Source organism: Streptomyces sp. NRRL B-1140, assembly GCF_001280065.1.
GTDB lineage: Bacteria > Actinomycetota > Actinomycetes > Streptomycetales > Streptomycetaceae > Streptomyces.
The window spans coordinates 1-20593 of record NZ_LGEA01000101.1 but is presented as its reverse complement, the minus strand read 5'-3'; the positions used below and the strand labels follow the sequence as shown (position 1 = coordinate 20593).

Annotated in this window: 17 protein-coding genes; 7 read left to right on the top strand and 10 right to left on the bottom strand. The window is 71.5% G+C overall.

Translation table 11 applies throughout. The features are described 5' to 3' along the window. Positions 1-48: 48 nt before the first annotated feature. The 4 genes from ADK65_RS20230 to ADK65_RS20215 form a co-directional block, all read right to left on the bottom strand. Complete coding sequence (locus tag ADK65_RS20230; RefSeq protein WP_053671725.1) at positions 49-939, bottom strand: Cgl0159 family (beta/alpha)8-fold protein; 891 nt, start codon at positions 937-939, stop codon at positions 49-51. Further along, positions 936-1886, bottom strand: coding sequence for a 5-dehydro-2-deoxygluconokinase (iolC, locus tag ADK65_RS20225; RefSeq protein ID WP_053671724.1), 951 nt, complete (start codon positions 1884-1886; stop codon positions 936-938). Before iolC ends, ADK65_RS20230 begins: the two co-directional genes overlap by 4 nt. Before the next feature lie 175 nt (positions 1887-2061). After that, on the bottom strand, positions 2062-2454 hold the full coding sequence (locus ADK65_RS20220) for a cupin domain-containing protein (protein WP_053671723.1): 393 nt from the start codon (positions 2452-2454) through the stop codon (positions 2062-2064). A gap of 36 nt (positions 2455-2490) precedes the next feature. Beyond that, the gene (locus tag ADK65_RS20215) at positions 2491-3387 is read right to left on the bottom strand and encodes an alpha/beta hydrolase (protein WP_107092343.1); all 897 of its coding nucleotides are present in this window, start codon (positions 3385-3387) and stop codon (positions 2491-2493) included. A gap of 95 nt (positions 3388-3482) precedes the next feature. Here ADK65_RS20215 and ADK65_RS20210 point away from each other — a divergent pair, with 95 nt between their 5' ends. Continuing rightward, complete coding sequence (locus tag ADK65_RS20210; protein WP_053671721.1) at positions 3483-4520, top strand: PucR family transcriptional regulator; 1038 nt, start codon at positions 3483-3485, stop codon at positions 4518-4520. 261 nt (positions 4521-4781) lie between these two features. Then, positions 4782-4982: a helix-turn-helix transcriptional regulator gene (locus tag ADK65_RS20205; RefSeq protein ID WP_053671720.1), complete on the top strand. Its 201-nt coding sequence runs from the start codon at positions 4782-4784 to the stop codon at positions 4980-4982. 59 nt (positions 4983-5041) lie between these two features. On the opposite strand, the gene ADK65_RS20200 is transcribed toward ADK65_RS20205, so the two are convergent. After that, positions 5042-6085 carry a zinc-dependent alcohol dehydrogenase family protein gene (locus tag ADK65_RS20200; RefSeq protein WP_053671719.1) on the bottom strand — a complete coding sequence of 348 codons (1044 nt, stop codon included), beginning with the start codon at positions 6083-6085 and terminating at the stop codon, positions 5042-5044. A 100-nt stretch (positions 6086-6185) separates the two neighbouring features. Continuing rightward, positions 6186-8396 (bottom strand): MMPL family transporter, encoded by a 2211-nt coding sequence (locus ADK65_RS20195; RefSeq protein WP_053671718.1) that lies wholly within the window; start codon positions 8394-8396, stop codon positions 6186-6188. Between the two features lie 160 nt (positions 8397-8556). On the opposite strand from ADK65_RS20195, the gene ADK65_RS20190 reads away from it, so the two are divergent. The 3 genes from ADK65_RS20190 to ADK65_RS20180 all read left to right on the top strand — a co-directional run bounded on the left by ADK65_RS20190 (position 8557) and on the right by ADK65_RS20180 (position 11917). Beyond that, positions 8557-9234 (top strand): TetR/AcrR family transcriptional regulator, encoded by a 678-nt coding sequence (locus ADK65_RS20190; protein ID WP_053671717.1) that lies wholly within the window; start codon positions 8557-8559, stop codon positions 9232-9234. 69 nt (positions 9235-9303) lie between these two features. Beyond that, positions 9304-9543 (top strand): heavy-metal-associated domain-containing protein, encoded by a 240-nt coding sequence (locus ADK65_RS20185; RefSeq protein ID WP_053671716.1) that lies wholly within the window; start codon positions 9304-9306, stop codon positions 9541-9543. Positions 9544-9679: 136 nt separating this feature from the next. Next, positions 9680-11917, top strand: a complete 2238-nt coding sequence (locus ADK65_RS20180) for a heavy metal translocating P-type ATPase (protein ID WP_053671715.1) — start codon at positions 9680-9682, stop codon at positions 11915-11917. A 659-nt stretch (positions 11918-12576) separates the two neighbouring features. On the opposite strand, the gene ADK65_RS20175 is transcribed toward ADK65_RS20180, so the two are convergent. Then, positions 12577-13866, bottom strand: coding sequence for a citrate synthase (locus tag ADK65_RS20175; protein WP_053671714.1), 1290 nt, complete (start codon positions 13864-13866; stop codon positions 12577-12579). Between the two features lie 179 nt (positions 13867-14045). Beyond that, positions 14046-16325 (bottom strand): ATP-dependent RecD-like DNA helicase, encoded by a 2280-nt coding sequence (locus ADK65_RS20170; RefSeq protein WP_053671713.1) that lies wholly within the window; start codon positions 16323-16325, stop codon positions 14046-14048. A gap of 543 nt (positions 16326-16868) precedes the next feature. Between ADK65_RS20170 and ADK65_RS38585 the strand changes: the two genes are divergently transcribed. Next, positions 16869-17039 (top strand): hypothetical protein, encoded by a 171-nt coding sequence (locus tag ADK65_RS38585; RefSeq protein ID WP_159038809.1) that lies wholly within the window; start codon positions 16869-16871, stop codon positions 17037-17039. 66 nt (positions 17040-17105) lie between these two features. Continuing rightward, a complete protein-coding gene (locus ADK65_RS20165; RefSeq protein WP_053671712.1) occupies positions 17106-17621 on the top strand; it encodes a GNAT family N-acetyltransferase in 516 nt (171 codons plus the stop codon). 101 nt (positions 17622-17722) lie between these two features. On the opposite strand, the gene ADK65_RS20160 is transcribed toward ADK65_RS20165, so the two are convergent. Next, positions 17723-18043 carry a hypothetical protein gene (locus tag ADK65_RS20160; RefSeq protein ID WP_159038808.1) on the bottom strand — a complete coding sequence of 107 codons (321 nt, stop codon included), beginning with the start codon at positions 18041-18043 and terminating at the stop codon, positions 17723-17725. 216 nt (positions 18044-18259) lie between these two features. Further along, positions 18260-20443, bottom strand: a complete 2184-nt coding sequence (locus ADK65_RS20155; protein WP_078956064.1) for a bifunctional polysaccharide deacetylase/glycosyltransferase family 2 protein — start codon at positions 20441-20443, stop codon at positions 18260-18262. Positions 20444-20593 lie beyond the last annotated feature (150 nt).

Sequence of the window (20593 nt, the reverse complement as noted above, 5' to 3'; positions counted from 1 at the left end):
TCCGTGCCGTCGCCCGTCGTGAGTGTGGGGGTGATCATGACGCGGCCCTCACAGCAGTCCGACGGCGGTGTCCACGGCGGCGGCCACATCGCCGTCCGCCGGATACAGCAGCGAGCGGCCGACCACCAGGCCGCGCACGGTGGGCAGGCGCAGGGCGCCGCGCCACTTCTCGTAGGCCCCGGCCTGCTCCTCGGCGGAGCCTCCGACCTCCCCGCCGAGCAGCACGGCGGGCAGGGTGGAGGTCGCCATGACCTCGGCCATGTCGTCGGGGTTCTCGGTGACCGGCACCTTCAGCCAGGTGTAGGCGGACGTGCCGCCCAGGCCCGAGGCGATGGCGATCGACTTGGTGACGGCCTCGGCGGAGAGGTCGTTCACGACCTTGCCCTCGGGGGTGCGGTGGCTGAGGAACGGCTCGACGAAGACGGGGAGCCGGCGCGCGGCCATGGCGTCGATCGCCCGGGCGGTGGACTCCATCGTGGTGAGGGAGCCCGGGTCGTCGTAGTCGATGCGCAGGAGCAGCTTGCCCGCGTCGAAGCCGAGGCTCTCGATGTCCTCGGGGCGGTGGCCGGTGAAGCGGTCGTCGAGCTCGAAGCGCGCGCCCTGGAGGCCGCCGCGGTTCATCGAGCCGAGGACGACCTTGCCGTCGAGGGCGCCGAGCAGGAGCAGGTCGTCGAGGATGTCGGCGGTGGCGAGGACACCGTCGACGCCCGGGCGGGACAGGGCCAGGCAGAGGCGTTCGAGGAGGTCTTCGCGGTTGGCCATGGCCATGCTGCGGCCGCCGGCGGCCAGGGCGCCGCGGGCCGGGTGGTCGGCCGCGACGATCATCAGGCGGCCGCTCGTGTTCAGCAGCGGCCGGCGGGTGCGGCGGGCGGCGGCCTCCGCGATCGCCTCCGGGCGGTTGCTGCGCAGGGTGACGAGCTCGGAGATGTCGACGGTCACCGGACGGCCCCCGCGGTGACGGCCGCCTCGATCTCGTCCTGGGTGGGCATCGCGGAGGAGCACTCCAGGCGGGAGGCGACGATCGCCCCGGCGGCGTTGGCGTGCCGCATGGTCTTCTCCAGGTCCCAGCCGGCCAGCAGGCCGTGGACGAGACAGCCGCCGAAGGCGTCGCCGGCGCCGAGGCCGTTGAGGACGTTCACCGGCAGTGGCGGGACCTCGGCGCTCTCCCCCTCGCGGTGCACGGCGAGGACGCCCTTGGGGCCCTGCTTGACGACGGCGAGTTCGACGCCCGCGTCGAGCAGGGCGCGGGCGGCGGCGTGGGGTTCGCGCACCCCCGTGGCGACCTCCACCTCGTCGAGGTTGCCGACGGCGACGGTGGTGTGCCGCAGGGCCTCCGCGTAGAAGGGGCGGGCCGCGTCGGGGTCGGTCCAGAACATCGGGCGCCAGTCGAGGTCGAAGACCGTCGTGCCGGACTTGGCGCGGTGGGCGAGGGCCGCGAGGGTCGCCGTCCGGCTGGGCTCCTCGCTCAGTCCCGTGCCCGTGACCCAGAAGACCCGGGCGTCACGGACGGCGTCGAGGTCGAGCTCATGGGCGTCGATCTCCAGGTCGGGAGCCTTGGGGCGGCGGTAGAAGTACAGCGGGAAGTCGTCCGGCGGGAAGACCTCGCAGAAGGTGACCGGGGTGGGCAGGCCGGGGACCGGGGTGACCCAGCGGTCGTCCACGCCGAAGTCCCGCAGTGCCTGGTGGAGGTAGGTGCCAAAGGGGTCGTCACCGGTGCGGGTGATCACCGCGGTCCGGCGCCCCAGACGGGCCGCCGCGACCGCGACGTTGCTCGCCGAACCGCCGAGGAACTTGCCGAAGGACGTGACCTGCGGCAGCGGGACGCCGGTCTGCAGCGGATACAGATCCACTCCGATCCGCCCCATGGTGATCAGGTCGTACGACATCGGCTTCCCCTTGGTGTCGGCTCTCCCCGGTGTTGTAGCCCCCTTCGTGAAGCCCTGTCAATGTTTTGTCCAGACATTCGGACCAGATCATGACAGCGCTTTCCGCCCGACCTGGTCCGCGCCCTCCTCGTCCCGCTCCCGTCTCCCTTCCTATAGGCCCCTCGAGTCTTCGGCTCTACGTGTCGGTCCGCCTCTCCAAGCGGCTGCCGCGCGGCAGAGTGACGGACATGATGTCGCTGGGGGTGTCCAGCGCGATGCGGTGCCAGCGCCCGCGGGGCACGACGACCGCCGTGCCCGGCGTCAGCCTGGTCTGCGCCTCGGGCTCCCCCGGCCGCTCGGGGCGGAGGATGAGGCGTATCCCGCCGGTGAGGCAGGAGACGACCTCGTCGGCGGCGGTGTGAATCTCCCAGTGGTCGGCGTGCAGGTCGTCGTCGGTCTCCACGTGGAAGGTCATCATCTGCCAGCTGTCCTGTTCGGGGTCGAACGCGGGCTCTTCGGCACGCACCTCACCGCCTTCGCCGAGACGGATGAACGAAGTGAACAGGCCGATCGGGGTGAGCTCGGTCATGGCGGGTGCCCTTTCCGTTGCCGAGAGGTCGGGGGGTCAGTCGGTGAGTGCGCGGCGCAGGGCGACACCGAGTTCGGTGATCTGCCGCTGCGAGACGTCGGCCGAGAGGATCGCCTGCGAGCCGTGGAAGGTACCCGGCCACTGGTGCAGTTCCACCGACACGCCGGCCTGGAGCAGGCGCAGCGCGTACGCGATGTCCTCGTCGCGGTTCGGGCAGAGCTCAGCGGTGGCCACATAGGCGGGCGGCAGGCCGGTCAGATCGGTGGCGCGGGCCGGGGCGGCGTACGGCGTGGCGGGCGTCGAGCCCAGGTAGTGCCGCCAGGACGCGGCGACCTTGTCGCTGTTCATCCAGGGTGTGTCGGTGAAGTTGCGCCGCGACCACGTTTCCGGCCGGTCGTCGAGCCCGGGCTGGTTGAGCAATTGGAAACGGATCCGTGGACCTCGCTCGTCACGAGCCCGCAGCGCCAGCCCGGCCGCGAGGCCGCCCCCGGCGCTGTGCCCACCGACCGCGATCCGTTCCGGATCGAAGCCGAGTTCGGCCGCCCGCCCGGCGGCCCAGGTCAGCACGGCGTACGCGTCGTCCAGGGCAGCCGGAAAGCGGTGCTCGGGCGCCAGGCGGTAGCCGACCGAGATCACCACCACACCGGAACTGTCGGCCAGCCGCGCGGCCCAGGGGTGCTCGGTGTCCACGTCTCCCATCACGAATCCGCCACCGTGCAGCCAGATGACGGCGCCGTGCGCCTGGTGCGGGCGGTAGACACGCACCGGCACCGCCGGATCGCCGGGCACCTGGTGGTCTTCGACCTCCATGCCGGACGTGTCCGGTGCCGGTACGGCGGTGGCCAGTTCGGCGAAGCTCTTGCGCTCGACGACCGGGTCGGTGAGGTCGGCGCGGGGGAACAACGGGATGAATGCCTCGAGTTCAGGGTCCATGCCGCTCATCTTCACGGCGGCCCCCGCCCCGGGCATCCGCCAACTGTCGCTCGTTCGGCTCCCGTTGTGCACCGATCGGCGCCTATCCTCATGCCATGGAGGCACTGGCCGTACGGCTGTCGCAGTTGGACGCGCAGGTCGAGGGCGCCATTCGCGTCGTCATGTTCTACGACACCCTGATGCGCCGGCGAGTGGACCTCCCGGCACTCGCCCGGGCCTCGGCGGGACTGGCCCAGTGCGCGGCAGGCATCCGGCTGCACGGCACCGGGCGGGCGATCCGCATGGCGCCCGACGGCAGGGAGGCGCCCGCGCCGGGCCCCATACCCTCGCCGGGCACGACGCCTGTCACCCTCGATGACGAGGAGATCGGTGAGGTGTGGCTGGAACGGCCCGGGACGCCCCTGCCGCTGGACGAGGTCCTGCTGGACCGGCTCGCCCTCGCCACCGCCGCGGTCGTCGAGCGGTACGGTCCCGCCCGGACCACCATGGCCGATCCCGCCCTCGTCGAGCTGGCCGTCAGCTCCGAGACCGACGAGGCGGCCCGGGCCCGGGCGCTGCGACTGCTGGGCTTCGCGGCCGGACTGCCCGTCCGCGTGGTCGCCGTACGGTCGCAACTCCCGCTCGACCGGCTCGGCGTCCTGCTCTGCCCGGCCCGCCCGGTCAAGGCCGCGCCGGTCGGCGACGTGGGTGTCATCCTGGCCACGACCGTGGACCCGAGCCGGTTTCCGGACGGGGTGCGCGCGGGCATAGGCGCCGCCGAGCGCCCCGACCGGTCCTGGCAGCAGGCCCGCATCGCTCTACGCTTCACCGCGCCCCGCCGGCCGGTCGTCGATCACGGCAGCCTCGGGGCGCCGGCCCTGCTCGCGCAGGTTCCGCCGGACGTCATGCGGGACAACGCCGACGTGGCCGCGATCGCCCGACTGGCCGCTTGCCCGGATGACGTGGAGACTCTGGACGCCTACTGTGCGACCGGCTCCCTGCGCCGGGCCGCCGACCTGCTGCACCTGCACCACAGCAGCGTCGCCCGGCGCCTCGTACAGATCGGCAAGGCCCTTGGGTTCGAGCTCACCGAGCCCCACGGCCTGATGCGGGCCGGTCTCGCCCTCATGGCCTGGCGGCTGCTGGACGACTGAGACCCTGCCAGGGCGCCGCGTCAAGGCGCCCCGCCGCCGCACGGGCCCGCGTCTTTGCCCCGGCTGTGTCACAAACGCCCCTCCCCCGTCACACATGTCGCGTGTACGCGGGTCTTCCGTCACACCCGGCGCACAGGCCCTGCCCGGTCCCGCCGGGCGTCGTTGACCGGACACAGGCTTGTTGATCGCCAGCGCAGCGCCCGGCTCCCCCGGACGGCCGTCCACGGCCGCCGCCGTGGTGCGCGCGGGGAGGTGCACCTCATGACCGACCGGAGACTGTGGTCCTACAAGGACATCGCGGCGCACATCCGGGTGCAGCCGGACACCGTGCGGTCCTATCGAAAACACGGGCTGCTGCCCCCGCCGGACCATGTCGAGGGCGGCAAGCCGTACTGGTACGCCGACACCGTCCGGGCCTGGGTCGCCTCCAGGCCCGGCAACCGCGGCCGAAGAACCGACTGACCCGGCCCCGCCCTGCCCGTGCCCCGCCTCCGGGTGGGGCACGGCCGTCCGCCGACGCGTCAACTCCACGGCTCGATGACCGTCGCCCCCGCTCCCGGCGCGGTCCCCATCGCCGCCAGAGCGGACGGAACCTCCTGCAGCCCGATCGTCGACGTCACCAGCAGGTCGGGGCGCAGCACGCCGCTGCGGACCAGCTCCAGCATCGGCGGGTAACGGTGCGCCGCCATGCCGTGGCTGCCGAGGAGTTCGAGCTCCAGGGCGATCGCGCGGGCCATCGGCACGGGTGTCGTGCCGTCCGGCGAGGCCAGCAGGCCGACCTGGACATGCCGGCCGCGGCGGCGCAGGCCGTTCACGGAGGCGGCGCAGGTGCCGGGTGAGCCGAGGGCGTCGAGGGAGAGGTGGGCACCGCCTCCGGTGAGGTCCCGGACGGCCGCCGCGGTGTCCGGCACGGACGTGGCGTCCAGGCACTGGGCGGCCCCGAACGTCCGTGCCAGCTCCAGGGCCCGGGCCGACACGTCGACGGCGACCACCCGCGCGCCCGACGCCGCCGCGATCATCACCGCCGAGAGCCCGACCCCGCCGCATCCGTGCACCGCCACCGACTCCCCGGCCGCGACCCGGCCCTGCTGCACCACCGCCCGGTATGCCGTGGCGAACCGGCAGCCGAGCGAGGCCGCGGTCGCGAAGGACAGCTCCCCGGGCAGCGCCACGAGGTTCACGTCGGCGTGGTCCAGGGCCACGTACTGGGCGAAGGATCCCCAGTGGGTGAAGCCGGGCTGGGTCTGGCGCTCGCACACCTGGTGGTCGCCCGCCGCGCAGGACGGGCAGGTGCCGCAGGCGCAGATGAACGGCACGGTGACCCGGTCGCCGGGCCGCCATCCGGTCACCCGGTCGCCCACGGCCTCGACGACTCCGGCCAGTTCGTGCCCGGGCACGTGCGGCAGGGCGATGTCCGGGTCGTGGCCCTGCCAGCCGTGCCAGTCGCTGCGGCACAGCCCGGTGGCCTCGACGCGTACGACGACCCCGTGCTCCGCGGGCTCCGGGTCCGCGACCTCCCGCACTTCGGCCGTCTCCCCGTACCGCTCGAACACCACGGCCCGCATGGACCCACCCGCCTTCCGTTCGTGTTCGGGACGCCGACCATCCTCGCCCGCCGGCCGGTCACGCGCCCGGACCGGTCGGTCGCGCCCCGGGGGCCGAACGCTAGCCCCGGGCCCCGACCTTGTCCCGGGCCGGTTCCGCCTCTCGCGCCGGTGCCGGCTCCTCCCCCTCGGTCAGGCCGAAGCGTGCGTGGAAGCGGCGCAGGGGGCCCGGGGCCCACCAGGTGGCGCCCCCCGTGAGGCGCATGACCGCGGGGACCAGGAGGCTGCGGACGATCATGGCGTCCATCAGGACCGCCAGGGCGATGCCCAGGCCGAGCATCTTGGTGTTGGTCACCCGGGAGGTGCCTATCGCGACCATCACCACCGCCAGGATGACCGCCGCCGCCGAGATCAGCCCACCGGTGCGCTGGAGGCCGTGGCGGACGGCCCGGTCGTGGTCGCCGGTGTGGTCGTACTCCTCCTTGATGCGGGAGAGCAGGAACACGCCGTAGTCCATGGACAGGCCGAAGGCCACGCAGAACATCAGGACCGGCAGGGTCGTCTCGATGGATCCGGGGCTGGTGAAGCCGAGCAGGCCGGACAGGTGGCCGTCCTGGAAGACCCAGACGACCGCGCCGAACATGGCCGTCAGGCTGAGCGCGTTCAGCACGACCGCCTGGACCGGAATCAGCACGCTGCCCGTGAGGAGGAAGACCAGGAGCAGGGTGACGATCGTGATGAAGACGGCGGCGAGGGGCAGGCGCTTCCCTATGGCGTCCTTGGAGTCGACCAGGACGGCGGCCGTGCCGGTCACCTGGGTGCCGAAGGGGGCCCGGAGCTCGCGCAGTTCGCCGACGAGACGCTGCGCCGGCTCGCCGACCGCCTCACCCTTCGGCAGGACCGTGAAGTACGCGGAGTCGCCCTTCACCAGCGGCCCGTCCACCCGCGCGGCATCGGGGAGCCGGGCGATCCGCTCCTTGTAGGCGCCGTACTGCGCCTTGGTGGCACGGCCCTCGGCCAGCACTTCGAGGCCGCCGCCGGGGCTGCCCGGGAAGCCCTCCCGGATGTGCTGCTGCACGGCATGGGACTCGGAGGACGAGGGCAACTGGCGGTCGTCCGCGGTGCCGAACTTCACGCCCAGGAAGGGCAGTCCGAGCAGGACGAGGACGGCCGTGGTGCCCAGCGCGAAGAACGGGGCGCGGCGCATGACGAGGGTCGCCGTGCGCGCCCAGGCCCTGCCTTCCTCCCCGGCCGGCTTCGGCCGCCGTCCCCGCCGGAACGCGCGTCGCAGATCCCAGGAGTCGACCCGGTGCCCGAGCAGCACCAGCGCGGCCGGGAGCAGGATCAGCGCGGCCGCCGCGGCCAGCAGGACGACGGCGATCCCGGCGTAGGCGAACGACCGCAGGAAGTACTGCGGGAAGACCAGCATCGCGGCCAGGGACACCGCGACCGTGAGGGCGGAGAAGAGCACGGTGCGGCCCGCCGTGCGCAGGGTGGTGCCGATCGCTGTCACGGGGTCGGCGCCCGTCGACAGTTCCTCGCGGAAGCGGCGGACGATGAACAGGGCGTAGTCGATGGCGAGGCCGAGTCCGAGCGCCGTGGTGAGGTTGATCGCGAACACGGACACGTCGGTGAGTTCGGTGAGGCCGCGCAGGATGGCGTTGGTCCCGAGGATGGCGACGATGCCGATGCCGAGCGGCAGCAGGGCCGCGACGGCGCTGCCGAAGACCATCACCAGCAGGACGAGCGTCACCGGCAGGGCGATGAGCTCGGCCCGGGTCAGATCCTCCTGGATGATCGCCTGCATCTCGTGCCGCACGGCGACCGGGCCGCCGACCGTGACCTCCGCCGGGCCGTGCACGCCGCGGTAGTGGTGCGCGATGCGCTCCAGGGTCTCGCCGGCGGTCTTCTCGTCGCCGGTGATGCGGGCGGCGATCAGTGCCTCGTGGCCGTCCTCCGAGCGCAGGGCCGGGGCGCCGGACCGCCAGTAGGAGCCGATGCCGGTGACGCCCCGCTCGCCCGCCAGCCGCTCGGTGAGCCGCTCGGCCTCTGCGGCGACGGCCGGGTCGTCGACCGAGGCGCCGCCCGCGTCGAGCAGGAGCAGGAAGTTGGGCTGGGAGCCGGGGAACTCGCGTTCCAGGGTCTTGGTCGCGCGTGTGGACTCGGCGGCCGGGTCCTCCCAGCCTCCGGCGCCGAGCCGGTCGGCGACGCCGCTGCCGGCCAGGACCGCGAGCGCGGTGACCACCAGCGCCACCAGCAGCGACAGTCTGGGCCGGGCGGTGACGAGACGGGTCCAGCCCCCGACGCGCGGTGATGCGTTGACTTCGGTCATCGTGCGGTGTCCCCTTCACCGTGACCCGTGCCCAGGCGCAGCCTGACAGCACGGAGCTGCCATAGACTGGCAAACACGAGAGATCGCTCGCATTTCCGGATCCAGAATGCGAGTGACCGCTCGTGTTTGTCAATCGCGCGATGAGACCTGGGGATGACGCGTGCCCGAAAAGCCCGAGAAAGCCGGAACCGAGACGACGGCGGCGACCACCGAAGACCGGCCGCGCCGCCGCCAGGCCCGCGGCGAGCGCCGCATCACCCAGCTGCTCGAGGCCGCCGCGGCGGTTTTCTCCACGACGGGTTACACGGCCGCCAGCACCAACGCCATCGCCCGCGAGGCGGGCGTCTCGCCGGGCACGCTGTACCAGTTCTTCCCGAACAAGGAAGCGATCGCGATCGAGCTGGGCAGCCGGCTCATGCACGAGATGCGGCAGTCGTACGACGAGATCCTGACCCCGATCGACCCGGCGGCGACCCCGCTGGAGGAGGTGATCACCGGGGCGGTCGACCGCTTCATCGAGTTCAACGGCCGCCACCCGGCCTTCTTCGCGCTGATGCACGGCCCCGACATTCCGGGGCGCATCGCCGAGGAGCACGACGCACTGCACACCACACTGGTGGCCCGGGTCGAGGCGCTCCTCGTCCCGTTCGTGCCCGACGCGTCCGCCCCGGCCGTCACCCGCACCGCCCGGATGTGCGTCGGCATCTACAAGGCCGGCCTGGAGCTGGTCCTGGCCCACGAGGGCGCGGAGCGGGACGCGTACATCCAGGAGTTGAAGGACGCCCTTCTGCGGTACCTGCGACCACTGGCGGGGGCGTCGTGCGTTGATACCCCCTAGGGGTACAGTTGGTGGTGCGGATCCCCAGCGGACCCCACAGCCCCACATGCCTCTGCGAGGAGTAACGACATGACCGCCCAGACCGACACCACGGGCCCCGTCACCACCGTCTTCAAGGTGAGCGGCATGAGCTGCGGACACTGCGAGGGCGCGGTCTCCGGCGAGATCTCCCAGATCTCCGGCGTGAGCTCGGTGACGGCCGTCGCCAAGACCGGCGAGGTCACCGTCGTCTCCGCGGCCCCGATCGACGACGAGGCCGTGCGCGCCGCCGTCGACGAGGCCGGCTTCGAACTGGCCGGCCGCGCCTGAGCCACCCCGGCCGGCGGCCGGCAGGTCTGAGACCCGTCGGCCCTGGCACTCGTACTCGTGTACGGGCCGTACGGCGCCGCCCCGGTCCGTACGGCCCGTTCCGCTTTCCGGGCGCCCCGTCTCCAGGAGTGAGGACATGACCAGCACCACCGCCACGGCGCCGACCGGCCGGGAGCCCGCGCTCACCGAGGTCGAGCTGCTCATCGGCGGGATGACCTGCGCCTCCTGTGCGGCCCGCGTCGAGAAGAAGCTCAACCGCATGGACGGTGTCACGGCCTCGGTCAACTACGCGACGGAGAAGGCACGGATCGCCTGTCCGGAGGGCACCGAGGTCGCCGATCTGATCGCCACCGTGGTGAAGACCGGCTACACCGCCGAGGAGCCCGCGCCGCCGCGGGAGGAGACCACCGACGCCGGGGAGGACCCCGAGCTGTCGGCCCTCCGGCGACGCCTGACCGTCTCCGCCGTCCTCGCCCTGCCCGTCATCCTGGCGGCCATGGTCCCGGCCCTGCAGTTCGACAACTGGCAGTGGCTCTCGCTCACGCTCGCCGCACCGGTCGTGGTCTGGGGCGGACTCCCCTTCCACCGGGCCGCCTGGACGAACGCCCGGCACGGCAACGCGACCATGGACACACTGGTCTCGCTGGGCACGCTTGCCGCCTTCGCCTGGTCCCTGTGGGCGCTGTTCCTCGGTGACGCGGGCATGCCGGGCATGCGGCACCCGTTCGAGTTCACCGTCTCGCGCGGCGACGGCGCCTCCTCGATCTACCTGGAGGTGGCCTCCGGGGTCACCGCCTTCATCCTGCTGGGCCGCTACCTGGAGGCCCGCTCCAAGCGCCGCGCCGGAGCCGCGCTCAGGGCGCTGATGGAACTGGGCGCCAAGGACGTGGCCGTTCTGCGGGACGGGCGCGAGGTGCGGATCCCGGCCCAGCGGCTGGCCGTCGGCGACCGGTTCGTCGTACGGCACGGGGAGAAGATCGCCACCGACGGCACGGTCGTCGAGGGCGCCTCCGCGGTCGACGCCTCGATGCTGACCGGCGAGTCCGTGCCGGTGGACGTGACGGCCGGGGACGCGGTCACCGGCGCGACGGTCAACGCGGGCGGGCGGCTGGTCGTGGAGGCCACCCGGGTAGGCGCCGACACCCGGCTCGCGCGGATGGCGAAGCTGGTGGAGGACGCGCAAAGCGGCAAGGCCGAGGTGCAGCGGCTCGCCGACCGGGTCTCCGGGGTCTTCGTGCCGGCGGTCCTGCTGATCGCCGTCGCGACGGCCGGGGCCTGGCTCGGGGTGACCGGGGACGGTGTCGCCGCGTTCACCGCGGCCGTGGCGGTCCTGATCATCGCCTGCCCGTGCGCGCTGGGCCTGGCCACGCCGACCGCGCTGATGGTCGGCACGGGGCGGGGCGCGCAGCTCGGCATCCTCATCAAGGGGCCGGAGGTCCTGGAGTCCACGCGCCGGGTGGACACCGTCGTCCTCGACAAGACCGGCACGGTCACCACCGGCCGGATGGCCCTCCAGGAGGTGCACGTCACCGAGGGCACCGACGAGAAGGAGGTGCTGCGGCTCGCGGGCGCCGTCGAGCACGCGTCCGAGCACCCCGTCGCCCGGGCGATCGCGCGGGGGGCCGAGGAGAGCACCGGGCCGCTCCCGGACGTCGAAGGGTTCGAGAACGTGCCGGGGCGGGGCGCACGCGGGCGTGTGGAAGGCCGTGACGTCGCCGTCGGGCGGCTCTTCGACGACGTGCCGCCGGAGCTGGCTCGCGCGCGGGACGAGGCCGAACGGGCCGGGCGTACGGCCGTCCTGGCCGGCTGGGACGGGTCGGCGCGGGCCGTGCTGGCCGTGGCGGACGCGGTGAAGGAGACCAGCGCCGAAGCCGTACGGGAGCTGCGCGCGCTGGGGCTCACGCCGGTGCTGCTGACCGGGGACAACCGGACGGTGGCCCAGGCGGTGGCCGCGGCCGTCGGCATCGAGCAGGTGGTGGCCGAGGTGCTGCCCGAGGACAAGGTCGCCGCGGTACGGCGGCTGCAGGCCGAGGGCCGGGTCGTCGCCATGGTCGGCGACGGCGTCAACGACGCGGCCGCGCTCGCCGCCGCCGATCTGGGGCTGGCCCTGGGCACCGGCACGGACGCGGCGATCGAGGCCGGTGATCTGACGCTGGTCCGCGGCGATCTGCGGGTGGCCGCGGACGCGATCCGGCTGGCCCGCCGGACCCTGGCCACGATCAAGGGCAACCTGGTGTGGGCCTTCGGCTACAACGTGGCCGCGCTGCCGCTGGCCGCCGCGGGCCTGCTGAACCCGATGATCGCCGGAGCCGCGATGGCCTTCTCGTCGGTCTTCGTCGTCACGAACAGCCTGAGGCTGCGGACGTTCCGGTAAAGTCACCCGAATTGCCCCAAGTTCACGGCGAACGTGATTTGAGCCCCTCTGGAGTCCCGGGCCCGGCTCACATAAGCTCTTCACAAGGCTCGCGCATCATCCTTACGCTTGGGTCCCGGACGGGATATCCGAGGCTCTTGCGTATCTAAGGGACATATGCAAGAGACGCAGATCACAGTGATGTGAACGTAACCATCCGAGGGGTTCGAAGGTCTAAGTTGACGATGTCGGGGAGCGTCTTGGGGGGCGCCACCTGGCATCTGGGGATGTCTTGGGGGACTTCCTCAGGTGGGGGTACCTCCCGGCTCGAACGGAGTTGAGAGCTTGGGGGAGCGTTGCCGGGGCACGTACACCGGGAAGCTTTGAGCGGCCCTCCCGGGCGTGCGCTGTCCCGGCAGATCGCACCTCACAGAAGTACGGCGAGTTCTGCTCGTTTGGCTCAACAGCGATTCAGGCGCTGTCCTCACAGACGCCCGGCCGGATCCCGTGGGGGGAATCCGTACCGGGACTGGGAAGGCGCCCTGGTCGTCGGCCCGTGGGGGGACCGACGCCGGGGCGCCTTCTTCATTGCGTGAGAAATCCCGTGAGAGATCACGCGACAGCACGCAAAAGCCCCCGCACCCGGCAACCGGATACGGGGACTGACGCGGTGGGGCGGCTCAGCGCTCCTCGACGGGAACGAAGTCGCGCTCGACCACGCCCGTGTAGATCTGGCGCGGGCGGCCGATGCGGGAGCCCGGCTCCTTGATCATCTCGTGCCACTGGGCGATCCAGCCCGGCAGCCGGCCGAGGGCGAACAGGACCGTGAACATCTCGGTCGGGAAGCCCATGGCCCGGTAGATCAGACCCGTGTAGAAGTCGACGTTCGGGTAGAGGCTGCGCTGGACGAAGTAGTCGTCGGAAAGCGCGTGCTCCTCCAGCTTCAGCGCGATGTCCAGCAGCTCGTCGGACTTGCCGAGAGCGGACAGCACGTCGTGCGCGGCGGCCTTGATGATCTTGGCGCGCGGGTCGAAGTTCTTGTAGACCCGGTGGCCGAAGCCCATCAGGCGGACGCCGTCCTCCTTGTTCTTCACCTTGCGGATGAAGGTGTCGACGTCGCCGCCCGAGTCGCGGATGCCCTCCAGCATCTCCAGCACGGACTGGTTGGCGCCGCCGTGCAGCGGGCCCCAGAGCGCGTTGATGCCGGCGGAGATCGAGGCGAACATGTTCGCCTGCGAGGAGCCGACCAGACGGACCGTGGAGGTCGAACAGTTCTGCTCGTGGTCCGCGTGCAGGATCAGCAGCTTGTCGAGCGCGGAGACCACGGTCGGGTCCAGCTCGTACTCCTGCGCCGGGACCGAGAAGGTCATGCGGAGGAAGTTCTCGACGTAGCCGAGGTCGTTGCGCGGGTAGACGAACGGGTGACCGATCGACTTCTTGTACGCGTACGCCGCGATCGTCGGGAGCTTGGCGAGCAGGCGGATCGTGGAGAGGTTGCGCTGGCGCTCGTCGAACGGGTTGTGGCTGTCCTGGTAGAACGTGGACAGCGCCGAGACGACCGAGGAGAGCATCGCCATCGGGTGGGCGTCGCGCGGGAAGCCCTTGTAGAAGTTCTTGACGTCCTCGTGCAGCAGGGTGTGCTGCGTGATGTCGTTCTTGAACACCGAGAGCTCGTCGACGGTCGGCAGCTCGCCGTTGATGAGCAGGTAGGCGACCTCCAGGAAGGTGGAGCGCTCGGCCAGCTGCTCGATCGGGTAGCCGCGGTACCGCAGGATGCCCGCTTCGCCGTCCAGGTAGGTAATGGCGGATTTGTACGCGGCGGTGTTGCCGTAACCGCTGTCCAGCGTCACCAGACCGGTATGGGCGCGGAGCTTTCCGATGTCGAAGCCCTTGTCACCGACGGTGCTGTCGATCACCGGGTAGGTGTACTCGCCGTCGCCGTACCGCAGTACTACAGAGTTGTCGCTCACGTCTTCCCTCACCGACGTTGTGCCTCATCTTCGAGGTTGCCCTGACTGTCTCTACCATCCCCCACTTGGCTCAGGAGAGTGCACTCGGGGTCGACCATCGGGCCTATTGACGGCACTGAGTGCCGTCAACTTGCTCATCCTGCCCCCTGGACTCCCCTTCCGGAAGTGCCTTGTGACCTTCACGACTCATTTGATCGATCATTTTTCGCGGAACCGAGCCGGAAGTCGAGTGCCGTGCACCGCCGGCCTGCCGAAACGGTGCGCACCGCCTGGCCGATCGCCTTGCGCGAGCCGACCAGGACGACCAGCTGCTTGGCCCTGGTGACGGCCGTGTAGAGCAGGTTGCGCTGGAGCATCATCCAGGCGCCCGTGGTGACCGGGATGACGACCGCCGGGTACTCGCTGCCCTGGGAGCGGTGGATCGTCACGGCGTACGCGTGGGCCAGCTCGTCGAGTTCGTCGAACTCGTACGGCACCTCCTCGTCCTCGTCCGTGAGCACCGTCAGGCGCTGGTCGACCGGGTCGAGCGAGGTGACCACGCCGACGGTGCCGTTGAAGACACCGTTCTTGCCCTTCTCGTAATTGTTGCGGATCTGGGTGACCTTGTCGCCGACACGGAACACCCGTCCGCCGAATCTCTTCTCGGGCAGGTCGGGGCGGGCGGGGGTGACGGCCTGCTGGAGCAGGCCGTTGAGGGTGCCGGCACCGGCGGGTCCGCGGTGCATGGGGGCGAGGACCTGGACGTCCCGGCGCGGGTCCAGGCCGAACTTGGCCGGAATGCGGCGGGCGGCCACATCGACGGTGAGCCGGCCGGCCTCCTCGGTGTCGTCCTCGACGAAGAGGAAGAAGTCCTTCATGCCGTCCGTGACCGGGTGTTGGCCGGCGTTGATGCGGTGTGCGTTGGTCACCACCCCGGACTGCTGGGCCTGCCGGAACACGCGGGTGAGCCGGACCGCGGGGATCGGGCCGCCGTCGGCCAGGAGGTCCCGCAGGACCTCGCCCGCGCCGACGCTGGGCAGCTGGTCGACGTCCCCGACGAACAGCAGGTGCGCCCCCGGCGGGACGGCCTTGACGAGCTTGTTGGCGAGGAGCAGGTCGAGCATGGACGCCTCGTCGACGACCACCAGGTCGGCGTCCAGGGGGCGGTCCCGGTCGTAGGCCGCGTCGCCGCCGGGCTTGAGCTCCAGCAGGCGGTGGACGGTGGAGGCCTCGGCGCCGGTGAGCTCCGACAGGCGTTTGGCGGCCCGGCCGGTCGGGGCGGCGAGCACGACCTTGGCCTTCCTGGCGCGGGCCAGCTCCACGATCGAGCGGACCGTGAAGGACTTGCCGCAGCCCGGACCGCCCGTGAGGACGGCGACCTTCTCGGTCAGCGCCAGCCTGACGGCGGCCTCCTGCTCCGGGGCGAGATCGGTGCCGGTCCGCCCCTTCAGCCAGCTCAGCGCCTTGTCCCAGGCAACGCTCCGGAAGCCCGGCATCCGGTCCTCGCCGGTGCGCAGCAGGCGCAGCAGCTGGGCGGAGAGGGAGAGTTCGGCGCGGTGGAAGGGGACGAGGTAGATCGCGGTGACGGGTTCGCCGCCGTCAGGACCGGGCACCTTCTCCCGTACGACGCCGGGGTCCCCGCCGTCCTCCTGCGGCTCGGCCAGCTCGGCCAGGCATTCGATGACCAGGCCCGTGTCGACCTGGAGCAGCTTTACCGCGTCCTTGATGAGCTGCTCCTCCGGCAGGAAGCAGTGGCCTTGGTCGGTGGACTGGGACAGCGCGTACTGCAGGCCCGCCTTGACGCGCTCCGGGCTGTCGTGCGGGATGCCGACCGACCGGGCGATCTTGTCGGCGGTGAGGAAGCCGATACCCCAGACGTCGGAGGCGAGCCGGTAGGGCTGGTTCTTCACGACCGAGATGGAGGCGTCGCCGTACTTCTTGTAGATGCGCACGGCGATGGAGGTGGACACCTCGACGGTCTGGAGGAAGAGCATGACCTCCTTGATGGCCTTCTGCTCCTCCCAGGCGTCGGCGATCTTCTTCGTGCGCTTGGGGCCGAGCCCGGGGACCTCGATGAGGCGCTTGGGCTCCTCCTCGATGATCCGGAGGGTGTCCATGCCGAAGTGCTGGGTGATGCGGTCGGCGAAGACCGGGCCGATGCCTTTGACGAGGCCGGAGCCGAGGTAACGGCGGATGCCCTGGACGGTGGCCGGCAGGACGGTCGTGTAGTTCTCCACGTGGAACTGCTTGCCGTACTGCGGGTGGGACCCCCAACGGCCCTCCATGCGCAGGGATTCACCGACCTGTGCGCCCAGCAGGGCACCGACGACCGTGAGCAGGTCACCGGCCCCTCTTCCGGTGTCGACCCGGGCGACCGTGTAGCCGTTCTCCTCGTTGGCGTAGGTGATGCGTTCGAGTACGCCTTCCAGCGTGGCCAGTCGCCGCTCGCCCGTCTGGGCGGCCCCCGCCTGATCGCTCATGATCCGACCGTACCGCCCGGGTACGACAGCGCGGCGGGACCGGACCTTCGGAGCGGGGTTTCCCGTAAAGCGACCGATCAGTATGCGGTCGCGGCTTCGCCTTTCACGGTGAATCCACAAGAAAGGCAGAAACTTTACGCTTCAAGCATCACGCCTTCCGGCTGTGCGACGACACCCCGTGGAAGAATTCAGAGGTCCATGAAAAAGGGGGGCGGACTCGATTCCGGAGCGACCGTGATACCGATGCGCCCGCCAGGCCCGAGCACCCCCGGCCGCGCGTACGCGGCGGGCACGCTGCTCGTCGGCCTGTGCGCCGTCGGCACGTTGGCCCTGCTCGTGACGGCTCCGATGTCCGGGCATCACGCGATCGTGGCTCCCGGCAATTCCACGCCGAAGGGGAGCACGCACGGCCCTCCCCCGTCGTATGGGGCACCACCGCCGCGATTCCCGCCCCCTTCCGGGTAAGGGACCGGCTTGTTCCGCCTCGGCCGCCCCATTGCCCGCCCCCCGATGACGACGACCGACGACCGACGACGAGGAACGATGTCACCCCAGGCCCAGAGCGTCGCCCTGTGGATCATGTCCCTGGCCATCAACGTCACGGCGGCGTGCGCGGGGATCGTCTGGGGCTGGGAGGCCTTCGCGCAGTTCCTGCTGCCGGCGTTCGGATCGGTGGTGGGGGCGTCCATGGTGAGCTACAGCCTGCGGCGGTGAGGACGCGCGCTGAGCGGGCGAAAGTCGATTGCCGCTCCGCGATCCCCGTGACTACTGTCCCCCGGCATGCCTCCGACACTGCGCACTCCACGCCTGTTGCTCGACCCCTACGTCCCGGACGACGAGGAGAGCTTCGTCGCTCTGTTCCAGGACACCAGGGTGTCCCGGTGGATGGGTGACGGACCGGTCACCGAGGCGGAGGACCGGGCGCTCTTCGGGCGGATCTTCAGCAAGGTGTACGCGGGGAACCTGTTCGACGTGTGGGCGGTCCGGCGTGGGGGGCTCCTGGTCGGGCACGCGGAGATCAAGCGGACCGAAGAGGCCGGGGGGCACGAGATCGTCTATGCCCTGGGACCTGAGGTCTGGGGCAGCGGGCTCGGAACGGAGCTGGCGGAGGCGCTGGTGGATTACGGCTTCGAGGCGCTCGGGCTGACCGAGGTGCACGCCACCGTGGCCGCGCGGAACGAGGCGTCACTGCGTCTGCTGGGGAAGATCGGGTTCGGGCACACCCGGGACATCGTCGAGGCCGACGGCACCCTGACACATCTGCTGACCCGCCGGCTCCGGGGGCGCATCCGGTGAGGTGAGTCAGGGGTACGGCGCCGTCCGGCGGCACCGTACCCGAAACGGCGGGGAGGGGCGCCGAGCGCCCGCACCACGTCGGCTGCACGCGCGCCGGCAGGTCAGGGGATCAACACGGGCCGCAGGACGTTGTCGGTCTGTTTCTGCTCAATGTTCGTCGCCGTGCCCTCCTCGCACCGGGTCTCCTGCATCTGCACGCCCTGGGGCCCGAACAGCAGACCCCAGACGATGTCTTGGAGGCCCTGCCTCTGTACGCGGGTGGTCTGGCACGAGGAGATGTGGTTCTGGTCGCCGTCGGCCGGCGGGGCGGGGTCGGCCGCGACCGGGGCGGCGGAGGCCAGGGCCGCCGCCAGGACGATGACGGTCGCGCCGGCCGAGTGGGCGAGCGAACGGTACACGGAGTGCAGTCGGGGAGTTTTCATGATCACACTATGAACGGACAGCGCCCGGGAGAAAGACTGACGGCCCCGAGGGGCGGGCCGACTCAACCCGATCGTGCGATGCGCCGATGGCGACCGAGCGAGCCGGTCGACGGCAAGGACGGCGTCAGGGCGCCTCGGTGACCTGGATGCCCTCGACGGACCGGGTGAGCCATCCGGCCCAGGAGGTACCCGCCCGACCCACCACCCGAGGCCGGTTCACGTCCGGCGGGTGGAGGGCTGTGGCGGCAGCATCACCTCTCCGCTGCGGTTGAGCCGCTGCCAGGGCAGCCGGTAGCCGTGGATCGCGGTCAGGCAGGCCTGGACAAGGACCAGGTACATCACCTGGCGGTAGACGACCTGCTGGAGCGGGAGCGCCCAGAGGGGCCGGAGCCGTTCGCCGTCGAGGTGGAAGGCGTACGCGGCGCAGACGGCCTGCACGGCCAGCACCCCGCTCCAGGCCAGCACCGTGGTGAGCGGGTCCCCGAACACCAGGCCGTACAGGGCCAGTATGTCGATCAGCGGGGCGAGCAGCGGGGTGAGGATCTGGAAGACGGTCAGCAAGGGCAGACCGAGACGGCCGAAGCGGCCCGCCGTGCCACGCTCGACCAGAGCGTGCCGGTGCTTCCACGCCGCCTGCATCGTGCCGTAGCTCCATCGGTAGCGCTGGCGCCACAGTTGGCGCAGCGAGGCCGGTGCCTCGGTCCAGGCGAGGGCGTCCGGCGCGTAGCGGATCTCCCACCCGGCCCGGTGCAGGGCCATGGTGATGTCGGTGTCCTCGGCGAGGGTGTCCGCACTCATCATCCCGGCGTCGCGCAGGGCCTCGACCCGGAATGCCCCCACGGCACCGGGAATGGTGGGCATGCAGTGCAGCAGGTCGTACATGCGGCGGTCGAGGTTGAAGCCCATGACGTACTCGATGTGCTGCCAGCGGCCGAGCAGACGCCGGCGGTTGCCGACCTTGGCGTTGCCCGCGACGGCGCCGACGCGCGGGTCGGCGAACGGCTGGACGAGGCGGCCTACGGTCGAGGGGGCGAAGACGGTGTCGGCGTCCAGCATGACGACGAGGTCGTGCGAGGCCCGCGTGACGCCGTTGTTGAGGGCGGACGGTTTGCCGCCGTTGGGCTGCCGGACGACGGTGACGTTCTCCAGGGCGAGGGACTGCGCGAGGTCGGCGGTGCGGTCGTGGGACCCGTCGTCCACGACGATGATCTCGACGGGGTGGTCGCTCGCGGCGAGCGACCGGAGGGTCTTGGGGATGCACAACTCCTCGTCGTAGGCGGGCACGACGACGCTGACGGGCCGGGTGACGGGCCGGTGGGCCGCGGTGTGCCGGCGCCGGTACCGGCGGGCGTGCCGGCCGGCCAGCACGAGCAGGAGCGCACACCGAGCGAGGACGAGGGAGCCGACCACCAGCAGCAGCACGCTGACCGCCGACACCGCTGTCCCGGACACGGTGACAGCGGCCACGAAGAAGCGGCCCTGCCACAGCTCCCCCGTCCCGACGGGACTGGTGAAACTGTCGGTGCCGACGAGGCCGGCGAGGGTGGTGAAGCGGTACCCCTGGGCCTTCAGCCGGGGGATCAGGCTCTGGAGGGCCTCGACGGTCTGCGACCTGTCGCCTCCCGCGTCGTGCAGGAGGACGACGCCGCCGGCCGGCGGGTCGGGCATGGCCGCGTCGGCGATGACCCGCGCGCCCGGCCGCCGCCAGTCGTCGGTGTCCTGGTCGATGAAGGCCAGGACGTATCCCTTCTCCCCCAGGCGCCGGGTCACGGCCCACGCCCGGTCGTCGAGGGCCGAGATGGTCGAGGAGTAGGGCATCCGCATCAGCGACGTGTTGATGCCCGCGGCCCCGGCGAGGGCGAGTTGGGTCAGCGCGAGCTCACGGTCGACGGCGCTCGCGGACTGGGTGGCCAGGTCGGGGTGGGAGAAGGTGTGCACACCGACCTCGTGACCGGAACGGATCACACGGCGCAGAACTCCCGGGTGCCGGACGGTCTGTTGCCCGGTGACGAAGAAGGTGCCGGGCGTGCCGTAGTGGTCGAGAACGGCCAGTATGCGGGGTGTCCAGGTGGGGTCGGGGCCGTCGTCGAAGGTCAGCACGACGGTTTTGGCCGGCGGGCGATAGGTCCGCAGGTGATCGTGGGTGGTGTCGACGACGGGGCCGCCGCCGGCGATCACGCGGGGCACGCCGGAGGAGGGGCGCCCGGCGCGTCCTTCCTGGTCAGCGGTGAATCCCCGCGTGGTGTACCCCTCGATCAGGAGGACCGAGGCGACGAAGGCCAGCAGGACGAGGGGCACGACGAGGCGGAACCGGTGCCGGGGCGACAGGGGCACTCGCGTCTCCCGCGGACCGGGCGGCCTGGGCGAGGGGCCGGGTGGCCGGTGAGGGCGGCGCCGCATCAGGGAGCCTCGGCCGCCGAGGGGCTGGAGGGCAGGAGGGTGGCCGTGGACGGCGCCACGGAGCGGGGGGCCGGGGCCGGTCCGGGGGGCTGGGAGGGGGGCGGCGGTGTCGTCGGCGCCGGGGGCTCGGGGGCCGGTGGGGCGGTGGTC